The organism is Shewanella sp. Scap07 (assembly GCF_013394145.1).
GTDB classification, from domain to species: domain Bacteria; phylum Pseudomonadota; class Gammaproteobacteria; order Enterobacterales; family Shewanellaceae; genus Shewanella; species Shewanella waksmanii.
The window spans coordinates 1,489,890-1,504,762 of record NZ_CP041329.1 but is presented as its reverse complement, the minus strand read 5'-3'; the positions used below and the strand labels follow the sequence as shown (position 1 = coordinate 1,504,762).

General features: G+C 45.8%; 14 protein-coding genes. 3 read left to right on the top strand and 11 right to left on the bottom strand.

The genetic code is table 11. The annotated features are described in order from the left end of the window. Nucleotides 1–40: 40 nt before the first annotated feature. The 4 genes from FLM48_RS06635 to FLM48_RS06620 all read right to left on the bottom strand — a co-directional run bounded on the left by FLM48_RS06635 (nt 41) and on the right by FLM48_RS06620 (nt 6,647). Entirely contained in the window at nt 41–904 is an 864-nt protein-coding gene (locus FLM48_RS06635; protein ID WP_179024108.1) for a hypothetical protein, read from the bottom strand. Further along, nucleotides 904–1,953: a DUF2955 domain-containing protein gene (locus FLM48_RS06630; RefSeq protein WP_028774368.1), complete on the bottom strand. Its 1,050-nt coding sequence runs from the start codon at nt 1,951–1,953 to the stop codon at nt 904–906. Before FLM48_RS06630 ends, FLM48_RS06635 begins: the two co-directional genes overlap by 1 nt. Next, nucleotides 1,943–3,097 (bottom strand): HlyD family secretion protein, encoded by a 1,155-nt coding sequence (locus FLM48_RS06625; RefSeq protein WP_028774369.1) that lies wholly within the window; start codon nt 3,095–3,097, stop codon nt 1,943–1,945. Before FLM48_RS06625 ends, FLM48_RS06630 begins: the two co-directional genes overlap by 11 nt. 274 nt (nt 3,098–3,371) lie before the next feature. Further along, nucleotides 3,372–6,647, bottom strand: a complete 3,276-nt coding sequence (locus FLM48_RS06620) for a S41 family peptidase (protein ID WP_179024107.1) — start codon at nt 6,645–6,647, stop codon at nt 3,372–3,374. Between the two features lie 160 nt (nt 6,648–6,807). Here FLM48_RS06620 and FLM48_RS06615 point away from each other — a divergent pair, with 160 nt between their 5' ends. Continuing rightward, on the top strand, nt 6,808–7,260 hold the full coding sequence (locus FLM48_RS06615; protein ID WP_245608458.1) for a hypothetical protein: 453 nt from the start codon (nt 6,808–6,810) through the stop codon (nt 7,258–7,260). 13 nt (nt 7,261–7,273) lie between these two features. Here FLM48_RS06615 and FLM48_RS06610 read toward each other — a convergent pair whose 3' ends face one another. From FLM48_RS06610 to FLM48_RS06600, 3 genes are all read right to left on the bottom strand, one after another. Then, nucleotides 7,274–7,861 (bottom strand): hypothetical protein, encoded by a 588-nt coding sequence (locus FLM48_RS06610; protein ID WP_179024106.1) that lies wholly within the window; start codon nt 7,859–7,861, stop codon nt 7,274–7,276. A gap of 1 nt (nt 7,862) precedes the next feature. Then, nucleotides 7,863–8,414 carry a sigma-70 family RNA polymerase sigma factor gene (locus FLM48_RS06605; RefSeq protein ID WP_179026294.1) on the bottom strand — a complete coding sequence of 184 codons (552 nt, stop codon included), beginning with the start codon at nt 8,412–8,414 and terminating at the stop codon, nt 7,863–7,865. 153 nt (nt 8,415–8,567) lie between these two features. Continuing rightward, complete coding sequence (locus tag FLM48_RS06600) at nt 8,568–9,422, bottom strand: transporter substrate-binding domain-containing protein (protein WP_179024105.1); 855 nt, start codon at nt 9,420–9,422, stop codon at nt 8,568–8,570. 474 nt (nt 9,423–9,896) lie between these two features. Here FLM48_RS06600 and purE point away from each other — a divergent pair, with 474 nt between their 5' ends. Beyond that, the gene (purE, locus tag FLM48_RS06595; protein ID WP_028774376.1) at nt 9,897–10,379 is read left to right on the top strand and encodes a 5-(carboxyamino)imidazole ribonucleotide mutase; all 483 of its coding nucleotides are present in this window, start codon (nt 9,897–9,899) and stop codon (nt 10,377–10,379) included. 1 nt (nt 10,380) lies between these two features. Next, the gene (locus tag FLM48_RS06590) at nt 10,381–11,529 is read left to right on the top strand and encodes a 5-(carboxyamino)imidazole ribonucleotide synthase (protein ID WP_179024104.1); all 1,149 of its coding nucleotides are present in this window, start codon (nt 10,381–10,383) and stop codon (nt 11,527–11,529) included. Nucleotides 11,530–11,676: 147 nt separating this feature from the next. On the opposite strand, the gene FLM48_RS06585 is transcribed toward FLM48_RS06590, so the two are convergent. The 4 genes from FLM48_RS06585 to FLM48_RS06570 all read right to left on the bottom strand — a co-directional run bounded on the left by FLM48_RS06585 (nt 11,677) and on the right by FLM48_RS06570 (nt 14,221). Then, nucleotides 11,677–12,450 carry a hypothetical protein gene (locus tag FLM48_RS06585; protein ID WP_179024103.1) on the bottom strand — a complete coding sequence of 258 codons (774 nt, stop codon included), beginning with the start codon at nt 12,448–12,450 and terminating at the stop codon, nt 11,677–11,679. 274 nt (nt 12,451–12,724) lie between these two features. After that, a complete protein-coding gene (locus tag FLM48_RS06580) occupies nt 12,725–13,144 on the bottom strand; it encodes a hypothetical protein (protein ID WP_179024102.1) in 420 nt (139 codons plus the stop codon). Between the two features lie 91 nt (nt 13,145–13,235). Continuing rightward, entirely contained in the window at nt 13,236–13,586 is a 351-nt protein-coding gene (locus FLM48_RS06575) for a hypothetical protein (protein WP_179024101.1), read from the bottom strand. Then, the gene (locus tag FLM48_RS06570) at nt 13,583–14,221 is read right to left on the bottom strand and encodes a hypothetical protein (RefSeq protein ID WP_179024100.1); all 639 of its coding nucleotides are present in this window, start codon (nt 14,219–14,221) and stop codon (nt 13,583–13,585) included. The genes FLM48_RS06575 and FLM48_RS06570 overlap by 4 nt, the downstream gene beginning before the upstream one ends. Nucleotides 14,222–14,873 lie beyond the last annotated feature (652 nt).

The window sequence follows — 14,873 nt, the reverse complement described above, 5'->3', positions numbered from 1 at the left end:
TTACTCCCCTCTCTATGGTGTATTTACCTAATTACGCCAACTAGAACAAATAAGAAAATGTCAGCATTGGCCCGTTAAAACCGTAGTAGATATTGGTGTCGGTAAAATCGCCATCAACATCCACATCAACCTTGTAGTACTTATAGGACAAATCAGTATAGAACTGCGGGGTAAACTGATATTCAATGCCGCCGCTAAAATCAATTAAACTGCCGCTGATATCATCCACTTTAAGATAAAAATATTGCCCATGGGCGGTAATGCGCCAGTTATCGGCAAAAGAGTATGCCGCCAGCAGGCCAACATCAGGCAATGGTGCGGTCATTTCAGTAAACACGACTTGGTCAGGGTCAATATTGATAATTTCACAACTCTCATCAATACACAGGCCCACATCGCCACTAAATCCAAGCTCAAGCCACATTACGTGTAAGCCCAAAGTGGCGATTAAATCCCAGTTATCATCTTTATAAAAGCGATACCCATAACCTATACGCGCAATATCTACATTAAAAGTGGTGGTAATTTTGGCACCGGCTTGTACTGTATAAGTATCGCCAGTGTCGGGATGTTGGAACTCATACGGTACCGTAATGCTGGTATTTTCTGCATCTCGGTGCAGCTGCTTCCAGTCGGCATAAACAACATGATCATCATTAACCCAATAAGCTAGCTCAATGAATGGCAGAAACTCTCGCTCAACCAGCTCTAGGTCGGTTTCAAAATCTAAATCAAACTCTTTATCGGTGAGTGGGCTAGTGACTTCCATGCCACTATCTGATGTGGAGTAAAATCCACCCACAGACACCCGTAAATTACCGGCTTGGTCGCCATAGGCCGGCGCAGTTACAGCAGCTAAAAGCGTGGCCAGCATAGTGATGGAATACCGCTTGATTCCCTTCATTAATCCCTCTCGATTCGTTTTAAAAATTGCCAATTGCGACTTTCTAAGAAAAAGGATGCAAACACCATGTAAGCCCCCACCAACATCAACTGCGCAATACGCAGATAAAAGTTCTCGGCAACATCTTTATCTGCAGACGACACCGTCGACCCCACCACAACAATCAGCGCGGAAAAGATACCGGCGTACAATTGCGCCTTAGCCGGGTCGAGATAGATTTTGCGGGCAAACACAATTGCCGCTAGACAGGCAAGCACGACATAAAACGACAACTGCGGCACGATGACTAATAAATTATAGAAAATAATCGCCAAGATGCCGCCCACGCCATTGGTAAGAATCAAGAATAAGCTGACTTTGACACTTTTCTCTCCCGCGGCCTGCAATGACAAGATGGCGATGAAGATCATGGTTAGCAATGCGCCAGAAATCTGTAAATAGTAGAAGAAGCAGATCACAGGAAACGCCAGTATCAGCGCTTTAAACGCCTCATAGATACGGTCTTCGCTGCTCTGCTGCGGCATGGGGTGCTGCTCGCGACTTAATGATAAGTCAGGATACAGTGCATGCATTAGGGCAAAAATAGCCACAGCCACCACACCTGAGAAGCTTAATCCAAACCCAACAATTAACGCGGCCCCGGGTTGTAACATCCCCATGTAAGGCAGTAATAGCACCGCAATAATTAATACGGTGGCGAAGAAGTTCCATTTAGGGTCGGTAAATAAGTAGTAGGCCCACAGCATCAATAAGGCAATCAATGGCAGCAATACTAGGGCATATTGGGTCGGGCCAAAGCTAACTAACCAGCCCAATAGAATGGTCACGACCATGGAAAGCAGCAACTCATAAACGGTTTGCACCGTTGGCTCTTGGCGATCAACCAAAAACTTAGCCACAAACACAGGCACAATAAACGCTAACGGCCAGGCAAATGCAGCCGAGATGGCCACCGCTAAGCCCACACCTAAAGTAAACCGTAATACCTTGCGGGTATAGATTTGCTCCTCTGTGGCGACCTGCATGCCTGACAACAACTTATCTGACATATGATAGCCAGCTTACGATGCGAATGTAGGCCTTACCGATTAGGTTAAACAAACCGTCATCTTTGGTATAAACAATCACATCTGCTTGGCCACCTACTCGCTTAAGACCTTTTGCTTGGTCTTCATCAAACACTATGGTGACCGGGAAACGCTGCGATTGACGTAACCAACCCGTTTGACCAGATACGGTCGCCAGCTTACCCACTTGTTCGTTCTGTCCCCAATCAATACCGTAATCGATGCTGCCAACAGTCCCTTGGAAAACTTTACCCGGCGCATAATCGAGCGCAAATTCCACTTTATCGCCGGCATTCATGTTGCCAAGACTGTTCTCACGAAAATAAGCTTCAATCCAGACATTCTCGACACTGATAAATGTCATCAATGGCTGGCCTTTGTTGGCAAATACCCCTTCTTTCAAACGAAAGTTAGACGCGGTACCAGCCGTGGGGGCGCGAATATCGGTACGCTGTAAATTCAGTTGAGCTTGTTGTAGAGCCAGCAAAGCCGACTTCACTTGGGTATTGTTATCTCCTTCCATGCCGAGGCGTTCTTCCGCCTTAGCAAGATCGGCTTTGGCAGCAGCCACCGCTGCTTCGGCGCTGGTCAATGACGCTCTGGCATTGTCGGCATCAGCTTGTGACATCACCCCTCTATCTGCCATCGCAAACACACGTTTTGACTGCACCTGCGCATTTTTAAAGTTAGCAATCGCATTGGTCACTTTTGCCTGAGCGGCTGTCACATTAGCGGTTTGCGCGCCCATGTTCTGCCCAGCCTGCTTAAGCTTTTGTTCGGCAGTATTTACCGCAATTTCATAATCGCTGCTGTTCACTCTGGCGAGGATCTCCCCCTCTTGCACTAAGGTGTTGGGGGTCACTAAGATGTCGACGATTTCACCCGAAACCTGCGGACTGATAGGCACGACAAATGCCCGCACTCGGCCTAGGTCCGTTGAGGGAATAAAGCGGTCAGCAATAAGGTGAAACGCAAACATGGTGGTGGCAAAAATAAGCAAGTAATTAGTCGCTTTGCGGATTTTATTGGTTTTGGCTTGACTGGCTTGAGTGTCTGCGTCGGTTGGTTGCACGCTGGTAGAGGGCTCGGCCTCGGTGGTGGCCTCAGTCTTGGCTTGGTCTGACATTTTATATCCCTATTAATAAACTGGCAGTGCTGGGTGATTTCACTTTGCTATACACCCTAAAGGATAGTGAAAAAACGCCCAATGCGTTAAGTTAAAAATTATCACCTAAGCCATACAAGTGTAAAGAAAAATCACTGAATGATAACAATCACTCAGACGATAAAATAGTGGGGTTTATCAAGGAGGGGAATGACCATTAAAATGGCACTAACACAGAAAATGGGTACCCCCGCCTGGGAACTGCTTAGCGAGTGGTACCCTAAACTTTTACTGTTTACTTAATCGGTTTAACATCGGCTGCCATACCACGAGTCGGCATAGGTTTAGCCTTAAATGGTAATACAGGATCCGATTTTAGCTGCTGTTGTAGATAGCTAATGGCTTTATTAAGCTGCGCATCTACACCGCTAAATGTGGCATAAGGTAAATTGTCTACTTCAATATCAGGTGAAATACCGCGGCCTTCTACCACCCAGGTGCCGTCAACTGAATATTGTGGATATTCGGCAACGCGAGCCATGCCCTTATCGGTCAATGCATTGCGACCCGACAACCACACACCCGCACCTGCCGTTTGCTTGCCAATCAGTGGCGCAATGCCCAGCGCTTTGACTCCTGCTGAGAAAGTCTCACCATCTGAGTAAGTCAGCTGATCGGTAAGCACCACAAGGTGACCATTAAAGGTTTGCTGCATATTGGTGCTGGCATCACCTTGAGTTGGGTTCCAGTACATCCACACACGGCGCAGTAATTTCTCGATAATCCAACTGTCGATATTGCCACCACGATTACGACGCACATCGATGATTAAGCCATCTTTTTCAATGTTGGCGTAAAACTCTCTAGCAAAGCTAGCGATATCGCCTGAGCCCATAGCATAGAGATGCAAATAGCCAATCTCTCCTTCACTGGCCTCACTGACTTTAGCGCCATTGTGATTGACCCAGTCAAGATAGCGTAGTTTGGCATCTACCTTAGGCGTACTGGGAACAACGATGGTTTGATGGGACTTCTTGCCTCGAGTCAGCCCTAACAACACTTGCTTACCTTGCTGGTTTCGCAGCAACTGAGTCACCTGGGCAATATTGGTTACCGGCTTACCATTAATCCGGCTGATAATATCCCCCGCTTGCGCGTCCACGCCCGGTTTGGCTAATGGCGAAGCTTGGCTTGGTAATTCAGGGTCAGTTTGATAAATATGCGCAATCACTACGCCTTTGTCTTGCTGGGCAAATCGCGCCCCTAAGCTAGCAGATTGGGCTTGCTGACTATCGACGGGCAAATCACCGCCGCGAACCTGTGAATGCAGTGAGTCGAGCTCTCCCATCATCAAACTAAATAGGTCGTTAAGTTCATGACGGTCAGTTAAGCGATCCACTAACGGTTGGTACTTAGCTTTGGCTGCTTGCCAATCTACACCGCGCATCTGCTTGTCATAAAATGAGTCGCGGTGCATCAGCCAAGCATCTTCAAACATCTGCTGCCACTCTTGCTGTGGCTCAATGGCTATCTGCCACTGGGACATCGCCACTTTGGCACCATTGAGATCTTTTGGTAGCTTATCGCCCGCTTCCACAATCAACATCTGTTTGCCATCTTGCTTATGACGACGGATAAACAACTTTTCACCGTCTTGGCTCAGCGCGTAGCTGCCGACATCTTTGGCATAGGTGGCGACTTTAGGTTGCTGCTTATCAAATTTAATCCATTGTAAACGCGGCGAGCTTTCGCCTCGTTTGCGGTCCATCACGTACAGACCTTTGTCGGTTACCGTTAAATCATAATAATTGCCTGATGCTACCGGTACTTGCCATAAACGCTTGCTAATGCCCTGCCAGTCAACGTTGACTTCAACCTCATCCTCTTTGGCCTCTGCGGCAGGTTTATCGAGTTCGGTTGGCTTAGCAAATGGAAATTGAGCTTGTTTGTTTAACGCTATGGCAAAGAGCTGCCCGCGCTTATCAAACATTGGGCCCATGTTGCGGTCGCCCCATGGTGAGCTCGGCGTCGACTTAAAGTGACGATTAGACACAAAATACAGCCATTGGCCATCGGGACTAAAGCTTGGAGAGAACGACTCATACTTGTCGCTGGTTAAAGCCAGCTCTTTGTCATCATCAAGCGAATAAAGCGCAATGTGTGAACGTAAGTTGCCTAACTGATGCTTAGTGACCGCAATAAACTGACTATCGGGCGACCAGTTAATGTCGGCATATGGCCCCAAGCCTTGGCCTTGAGTGATGATCACTTTTTGTCTATCACGCTTAAGATCATACAGCGACACATTGCCATCATAATCATCAAACGCTAAGTAGCGACCGTTAGGCGACAGCGTCAATGACATTTTCATGCTCGACGCATTGTCTGTTAGCTGTTTGGCATTGTCGCTACCGTCGGCGGCAAAGCGCCATAGTTCTTGCTCGCCACTGGCATCACTAATGGCATAAACCCATTTGCCATCATGGCTTAACACCGCTTGACGTATGCGGCTATCAGCTGGTGCATACACCTGCACTAAGCGGCTACCGTCATTACTTGCAATGGCTACGTGGCTGCGCGCGGTCACCACGACTTTGTTGCCGCTACTGGCAAACTCAGTGGCAGTGGCATACTTCATTGGCTCGTTAACCCAATGTTCGCGGCGCTGAGAGAAATCAGAACTGAGGCTAATATCGACAACGCTGCTGCTGTCTTTACTGATATCGTAAAGCACAATATCCGCACCCTTTTGGAAAACAATGCGGCCTTGATCTAACTTGGCGGCGCGCACCTGCCAATCGGTAAATTCGGTATGCTGCTGTTTATCGTTACCACTTAAATCCATTGACCAAATGTTGTCATTGCCGCTGGCATCGCTGACAAAATAAAGCCGTTGTTGCCACAGCATTGGCTGGCGAACCGAGCCAATATGATCGGCACTGAGCGGCTCAGCTTCTTGCTTGCTACCCAACTGGTAACGCCACAACTCGCCTTTCGCTCCGCCACGGTAAACTTTGGCATTATCGCCAGTAGTCTGCAGCCCAAAGCGGGTGAAATACAGATACTCGCCAGCGGTGTCTATCACACCTTCAATCGCATCGGCCAAAGGTAAGTCAGTGGTGATTAACGTATCAGGATTAACGCTGCGCAATACCCAGTAGTTGGCAGGGCCAAAGGCGTTGTCAGTGGCATAAAGCACCTGCCCTTGAGCGGTCCAGCCCTGAATACGCACTCGGTTATTTTCAAAACTCACCCGCTTTGCCACACCACCAGCAATCGGCATGACATAAACTTCATCGCTGCCGTCATAGTCAGCCACAAACGCGACCTGCTTGCCGTCATGGGACAGCGTTGCCCCAATTTCTTGCGCTGGTAAGCTGGTTAAACGAGACGCTTGTTTATCCCCAAGTTGCTGCTTCCACAAATCACCTTCAGCAGTAAATACTAAGGTATCTCCCTGCAACGCGGGGGCGCGGTAATAACCTTGATTGGTTGGGCTGACGGCAAGGGCGGCACTGGAAAATGTACCTAACGCGATTAAACAACTAACTAGTGAGGTTCGGAGTTTCATTTCACACTCTTCTTAATATGGACAACGACTTGAAGTATCAAAAATTTTGCCAACACGTTAGCAAATTTTTATTAAATTAACAGTAATCTTCTACCAATTAAGTATTAGCAAATGTGTACAACTATACTGATTAAATAACATGCGCAAAAAAAGGCTCGCTATGACGGCAAACTCGGCTCCTATCAACACCCCACAGTCCCCCAACGCATCGGCAACTCAAGCGGGGCATGATCCGCTGTTAAACGATCTATTTGAAAATATGGATGAGCAGGTGGTAACGAGTTTCAGCGAGCAGCAAAAACAAGCGCTTAGCCTAGCCGTTAGGGGACAAAGTTGGGGCAATCACAGCATTGATAAACGCGGCACTTTTGCTTTTCCATTTGTTCGCTGGCGCTTCTACTACGTATTTTTACTCGGCCGCAACCGCCGGGCATACACTCGCAAAGAGAAAAATCTGTCGGTGTTGATGTTTATTGCCATGGTAGGTGGCTTTTTACTGTTAAGTGTGGCGCTGGGTTTACTGGCACTTTATCTGCTGAAGTCAGCGTTGGGAGTCGACATATTTGCCGACTCCTCAACGGGGATTTGGGATTGGTTTAAAGCGTTATTCTAGCGTTGAGGTTTAATCACAAACTGGTTTTTAATTGCTGATAGCGCTGATGCAACGGGTGGCTTTGCTCAGTTATTTGCGGGAACTGTTGCTCTAGTTGCTGCAACACTGCCAATGCTTGAGTAGGCTGGTGCGCTGCCAGTTGCTCAACTTGCGTCAACATCTGCTCTATGCTTTCCGAACTATCAGTTTTCACGGCTTTTTGGCGCAGTTGCGCTGCAGAAGCGGCCTCTGGCACGGCTGCTGAATCAGCACTAAACGCTGCCGGACTGGCTGCCATGGGCTCAACCGCCGCCGGAGCAATAGCATCGCTATTTAACATTGGCGCCACCATATCAGCGTCTTCACCGCCATTGATTAGCAGTAACCCGGCAATCAACATCACTGAAGCCGCAGAGGAAACGGGCCAGCGATGACGCTGCCAAAAACTGGCCGGAGGCCGCACGACCTTTTGAGGATCCCCCGCTACTGGCGCACTGCGCTGAGCCGCCTTAGCCAGAATAGCGGCATCCAGTTCAGGACTCGGCTGCTCTGTTGCTTGGCGGCGATACAACTGCACCAATTCGTTATCAATCATATCTTGCTGATGATTATCTTTAGTCATGTTACACCTGCTGCCAATGTTGATTCACACAGGTCTTAAGACCTTGATTGGCATAGCGGATACGGCTTTTGGTTGCTTCTATACTGGCACCAGCAATTTCACCAATAACCGCAGCGGTAAAACCCATCTCAATATTGAGTAGCAAGGCTTCTTTTTGTACCGCCGGCAGCAAAGCGATGCAGCGCTTTAAAATGGATGATTTTTGCTGCTGCTCTAAATCGCCATCGGGCTGATGTTGAGTTGACTCTATTTGCGCTTCAAAAGGCTCTTCGGTGCTATTGGTGTCGCTAAAGAGATCCACAGGCTTTACCGCGCGGACGTGATCGATAATAAGATTATGGGCAATCTTATATAGCCAGGTGGTGAACTTGGCATTTGGCTGATAACTGCCTGCTGCTTTAATCACCTTGCTCCATACCTCTTGGTAAAGATCTTCTGCAAGTTGTGGGTCATCAAGCTGGCGTACGAAATAACGAAACAGCGGGCCTTTGTGCGCCTGATATAGGCTTTCAAATGCGCTCATGTCGCCATCTTGATAACGCAGCATCAGCATTTGATCGCTATCGACGGTTTGATTGTCAGCCGGCAATTGTTGCACCTTCGCATCTCCAGAATAAAGAAACACATCATACTATAGCCGCCATCATATTGAACAAAACTTTGCAGCCTTTGACATTGGCTGTGTTCGAATAAAGTCCCAACAGCCCTATTGCGCTGCAAATAGTTGCGCTAAGGTGCTTTGCAACAATTGATACTCGGTTTCACCAAAAAACTGGCGGTGTAGGTCTATATATTGCTGCTGCACCGCCTCTTGACTCATACTGGCATCTATCGCCGCAATCAATTGCTTTCCTGCAGGTGTTTTAGCGCAAGCAATATAACCAAACATTGGCTCGCTAGCGTCGACGATGGGTAATGCGACCAACGGGTTTTCGGTCTGCATCACTTGGAAAAAATGATCAATCGATAAACTGTAATCTAATATGGCATCGACCCGATTGGCCATTAGCATCTCAATCAACTTGGTCGACGACTCAATACTACTGCGCTGATAAACATTCAGTTGATGCTCGGCAAGCTTTTGGTTTAACAAGCTCCCATAGCTCCGTCCTTTCACTGTGCCCAAGGTAATTTCAGGCCTATCGCTAAGCACGTCAAAATCAAATGGTTTGTCAAAGGTCATTTGACTATCGGCGCGGTGAAACAAGCGTATTGGTGGGTAGACAGACAAAGGGTAACGGCTAAAGTGGGCTATCTGCTGACGCTCATCAGACTTAAGGGCATTCATAATGCAGGCATTTTGCTGTTTGGGCAGTTCTTTCCATGAACGGCTCATGCTCACTTGCAGCTGTTCAACTGCCAGTGGCTGCGATGTCGATTGCCTAATGAGCCCCCACATTTTATTCAGCAGGTGCGGCTCTTCGTCGTCGGCAATATCAAACTCGCCCGCCTCTAACAAAATCACCATAGGCAACGCCTCTGGCTGCTGAGCTCGTAACGATGTGGCGACTGACAAGGCGGTTAAACAAACGATAAGTTTTACGTATACGGCTAATTTCAACTTGCTCCCCCAATTATTAATTATTGTTGTCGGGTGACTCGTTTTTTAGTTGGACTCCGTGTCGCGAACGCAATTCCTTATACTTTAGGGTTAATACTAGTGCAATTAATCAACATAGCAGAAACTCACAAGCCATGAAATGCCATTTTTAGCCGCCTAAAAGAAGCCAAAGTGATCACCCTGCTCTGACCCACCCTCACCTTTTAGTACTGCCGTGTCATTAAGGACAACGAAAACACTGCACAATGAGCGACATAAGCGGGTTGGCCACACGGCGCATTGGTGGTCTAAACGCGATAAGCGAGTCATTTTGTCAAAAGCAAATCATCTAAAAATAACTGAGAAGTAAAGGTTCAGTTAATCAAACGCTGAATTCGTCAGCAAAGTTTCGAATAAGCCGCTTCTATGTGTATAATCGGGCGCAAATTTCGACTATGTCGCACTTATTTAAGATCACCATTAGAAGGATTGTGTATGAAAGTTGGTATCATTATGGGTTCCAAATCTGACTGGCCGACCATGGAGCATGCGGCAAAAATGTTAGACACCTTTGGCATTGCCTATGAGACCCGAGTTGTTTCAGCTCACAGAACTCCTCAGTTACTAGCCGAATACTCAGAAACTGCTGCAGAGCGTGGCATCAATGTCATCATCGCGGGCGCGGGCGGTGCTGCTCACCTACCAGGTATGGTTGCAGCTCACACCAGCCTGCCAGTGCTAGGCGTGCCAGTAAAATCGAAAGCCTTAAACGGTATTGATTCATTGCTATCTATCTGCCAAATGCCAAAAGGCGTGGCGGTTGGCACATTGGCAATTGGCGATCCAGGTGCTGCTAACGCTGGTCTACTAGCCGCGCAAATTTTAGGGTCACAGCAACCTGAAATTTTCGCCAAAATTGAAGCGTTCCGTCAGCAGCAAACTGACTCTGTATTAGCTAACCCAGATCCTGCGATTTAATATGAACATATTGGTTTTAGGTGCTGGGCAACTGGCACGCATGATGAGCCTTGAAGGCGCACCGCTAGACTTAAATGTGCGTGCCTATGATGTCGGCTCGAAAAAAATCATCCATCCGCTAACACTTCAAGACTTTAACCAAAGTCTTGAACAAGCCATTGCAATGGTGGATGTGATCACCTCTGAGTTTGAACATATTCCCGATGATGTATTAGCGCTTTGCTGCCAAAGCGGTAAGTTTTACCCGGGTAAAGCGGCAATTAAAACCGGCGGAGATCGCAGTATTGAAAAGGCATTGCTGGATAAAACCTGCGTACCGTCTGCACCTTACAAATTAATCACAGAAAAGCAGCACCTTGTCGAAGCCGTTGAGCTACTGGCGCTACCTTTAGTGATAAAAACCTGCCAAGCCGGTTATGACGGTAAAGGTCAATGGCGATTAACTTCGCTAGCGCAACTTGATGCGATTTGGGCTGAAATGGCCGGTTTCATTGCCAGTGGCACAGAATCGTTCCCACACACCATTATTGCTGAAAAGATGATTCCGTTTGACCGCGAAGTGTCAGTGATTGGCGCCCGTGACCGACAAGGTAATGTCAAAGTTTACCCTGTCACAGAAAACCAACACACCAATGGCGTACTTACGCTGTCGCTTGCTACTGAGATGGATGACAATATTCAACAGCAAGCCTTGGATGCCTTCAATAAGTTGGCATTAGCAATGGATTATGTGGGCGTGCTCGCCATTGAGTTTTTTGATGTCAACGGCACACTAATGGTCAATGAAATTGCCCCACGTGTACATAACTCAGGTCACTGGACCCAGCAAGGTACTGCTTGCAGTCAGTTTGAGAATCACCTACGCGCAGTTGCAGGTTTACCTTTAGGTTGCACCAAGGCGCAAAAGCCAAGCGTGATGATCAATGTACTGGGACAGGCTAACATCCCTACCCAAGTACTCAATATTGCTGATGTGAAGAGCCATTGGTATGGCAAATCACAACGCGCTGGCCGCAAGATGGGCCACATCAATGTATCAGCACCCAGCAACGCTGCGCTTGGCGGTAAATTACAGCAACTAGCTGAAATCTTACCCGAGCAAGACTACCCCGGCGTAGCAGCTATGGCTGAGCGCCTGTTAAACAGCTAAGGCCTGTTAAACACATAGCCTGTGCTAAACCAAAAAGCCGAGTCGATACCATCACGTATCACTCGGCTTTTTTGTATGCTCGCTTGTAGCGATAATCTTTGAATTAACTATTGCCAACATTAAGTTAGCTAAACAACTTAAACTAGACTACCTACTGTATATCGCAGGTTTAGAAGAGCTTACAGCGCCAATTTTCCAATGATATTGATAGCGGCTTTCGCTCCCAGCTTGAAAAACTTCCTGTCTATCATCCAAATTAATTGGTTTCAAATCATGGCTTGTACAATTAGGCATACACACCCAAGCATGGCCTCCATTTACCAGTAAGTTAATACTAGCCAGATCCACGCCCATTTCAGCCAAGTAAGCCCCCATATTTTTTGATCCAAGATCCCAAGAATTGCCATGTTTGATTTTGTTATGCCTATTACCCGTTAAAGCAATGACAAGCGTGTTACCTAGAAGACTTTCTTTAATGTTTCTGGCCATCTCTAAGTCTCTTTGTTGTTTATCTGAATCGAAAAAAACAACATCTATTTTATCTTCGCTGACCAGCTGGTTGAGTTTTTGCAGCAGTTCGAACATCGCAGCACTGGTTTTACCATCATGCTGCTCATTCCATATGGTCGACTTCTCTATATCTTTTGTCATAGATTGGTTGTCGCCATTAAGCGTAATGTCTCCTTCAATAAGCTCGATTGCCACGGTTATTTTTTTAGAAGAGATGTCTATTGAATTACAAACAATATCAAAGAAGTGCTTTGGCGACTCTTTTGTACCGTGATATTCACCAACTAAAAGAGCATCGTTCGTATTGGCGATAATACTGGTAATCTTTTCTGGCAACTCATCGCATGACCAAGCATTTTCAGCTAGACATGATGCTAATAGTGTTAAAGCCAAAAATACTCCGTTATTCATAAATATACATCCATATTGTTCTATTGTTAGCCACACTATCCAACCATCGACCTGATTACAACAAGCTTCAGTTCCAGCCCTGAAGAAAAATATAGACAGGGATAGTTGGAGCCAACGCCCCTCGTGCTAAAAATAGCAATTAGTAGCCTATTTCATCATTTCGTACTGTGTATTTGTAATCATCACAGCATTCAGGGCAAAGAGCTTGATTAGCAGTTGATCACCTAGCTAGGTTATTGATTAATGATGGCTGGCTAATGTTTTGTTCCATTGCTCAGATTTTATGGCGTAAAAAATCTCTATATACTTTTTCATCTAATCCTATATCTGGGCAGACTAAACTCTTCTCTCTGACTTTAGAAAGGCTTAGTAAGCCATTTTCAACAAACACTGCTTGGGATATTAACGAGCAGTTGTCTACAGACCATTTCCCCAGCTGTTCTAACGGTGTCGGAGCACCGGAGACAATGTAAACTTTCACACCTTTATATTGATGAAAACCCTTCCCTTGCTGGTTAACTTTAACAACTGAGCAAGGTGGTTGTATCTCCAGAGCTATACTCTGCTCGTTTAGTTCAGCAATACATCTAGTTGAATTGGAGTTAATTGTCACTTCTGCATTTACACATGATGTAATAAGCAAAAAAGAAACGAAACCTGCGAGCTTAGTTATTGCTTTAATTACCAAAACCATACTTGGTCTCCAATGTTTGACCTGTTCGCATCACCGCCTTTTAAATCTTGCCGGTTAAATAAACCGATATGGGCAGTAGTTAGCTCCGTTGCTAATTTACTTCCACTGGAGTTGGTGTTGAAACAAGTTGAGAACCGTCAGTTAAATATAACGTATCCCCATCCCAGGCTGCATATACTGAAAGACTATTTACATCAAATGGCGCAGTGCCAGTGTACTTAAAACTCCCCTGATACCAAACCTCTCCATCACCATCGAAGTAAACAGTGCCAACATATCCTTTATCAGTATTATTCATTGCAACATATACTCCACCGTCAGGGCCGCCAACCCACAATGCAGTTTTAGGAACAGTAATCGGTCTAGTTTCAGGTTCGTAGCTTGATACAGGTTCACACCCATTGATTATTACCATCAGAAGCAGAACTGCTAGCAATTTCATGCAGAAAACTCCCCTATATTCTCAATAACCAGCCGGTTCATAGTTGGGAAAAAGTCTAGATCTCGATATTCATCGCGGAACTCTCCAATATAAGAGTTTGGGCGCGGGTCTATCATCCATGGTGTCTCTTTACCCGCAGCTTCAACTAACCTCTTAACAAAGTGAATGCAGCTATTTTTTGTTAAGTCATACTTCTTTCTAGCCGGATTACTGTTTTGCGATTTTTGGGCCGCTACACGCTGGTTGAGTTTCTCAAAAACACCTGCAGCCTCTAAAAATACGCCTTCAACTCTTGACCCCTTGCCTGCTTTGTTGCTCACTTTCTTTAACACAGGAACCAATGAGTTCAAATCTACGCCATCGACACCAGTTTTCACATTGGGCACTGGCACTCTCCTGACTACCCCTATTTTCTCTGGATAATCATATCGACCGTATTCGTAGTATTTCGTTAAACCTGACACTCCATTAATTAAAAGAATGCCTGCATGTCCTAAGTTAGAAATTTGCTGACTCGACTTTCTTATCGTAAAGTTGTCGAAATTTACCCATGGAAAAATATCAACATCCGTTCTCGGTGTATCCACAATAATTTTATAATCGGGGAAAACTATTGGGATCAATATGTCTTTCATACCTACTTCCTTGTATAGGGCTCACTAAAGGGCTAATTTTCAATCGTTTCACGGGTATGATGTTGTCCACAACGTATAGCAAACTCATACAGTCCATAGACTTAAATTTACTTAATCAGTCATAAACATTGAATTTGACAGCTTGAAAGACAGCTGAGGTAAAAAGTAACATAGCGCTTCTCATCAATTGCTAATCAGACTCAGAACTACATCATCTATTCCAGTCTTGAGTCATTTTCTAGTCAATGACTAATAAGTAACGAATGACATTTAAGTACCTATGTACTATCACAAAAACTTAAAGTGCCGATTATGCCCATAGTTGCTGCTAATACAATCGAGAGCTCAGTATTTAACACTTAAGTTCGAACCTGATAATTCGTATTTACTAATAGTACATAACTAAATATACCTAACGAGACGCTGTGAAGTCATCCCATGGCGGTTTTACGGTTTCAACCTAGAAACCGAGGCTCACTCCTGTACTTACACTAGATTATTTAGCTATTCGATTTAATCTCGCTGAATTATCCCTAAGACAAGCTAATATTTTTCGAGAAAAAAACAGGCAAATATATGACATAAAATATTGATAGCCACTAGCAAGTTAGATTAAAGTATCACCACTTAAGTACAGAGCTAGGCCTACTCG